Annotated in this window: 1 protein-coding gene; it reads right to left on the reverse strand. The window is 56.4% G+C overall.

The features are described 5' to 3' along the window. The coding region (locus AB4048_RS28975; protein ID WP_442205371.1) for an IS5 family transposase at nt 1-472 on the reverse strand (472 nt) is incomplete at both ends.

Consider the following 472-nt stretch of genomic DNA (forward strand, 5'->3'; position numbering starts at 1 on the left):
AACGTGAACTTCGCGACCTTGCACAATACTGCCCGCAGTTTCGGACCGGCATAACCGCCATCCGCAAAGATATGCCTGAGCCACGGCCAGCGTCTGAGGATGGTTTTGAGAGCTGCCGCGGCACCATCGCGATCTTGAATGTCTGCGCTGTGAACGACGAGCCCCACCATCAGGCCGAGCGTGTCGACGACGATATGGCGCTTGCGGCCTTTAATCTTCTTGCCCGCGTCATAGCCTGCAATTCCTCCGCTTTCGGTCGTTTTGACACTCTGACTGTCGATCACCCCTGCCGTCGGTGAGGCTTCCTTTCCCTCCAACTCTCGCGTCTCCATAACGAGATGATGGTTGATGCGCAGCCACAAGCCAGTAGCCCGCCACTCGTAGAAATAACCCTGCACGGTCGAATAGGGTGGAAAATCTTTCGGCAACATCCGCCATTGGCATCCGGTCGATGCGATATAAAGCAATGCGT

Source organism: Rhizobium sp. RAF56 (genome assembly GCF_052113965.1).
Classification (GTDB): domain Bacteria; phylum Pseudomonadota; class Alphaproteobacteria; order Rhizobiales; family Rhizobiaceae; genus Rhizobium.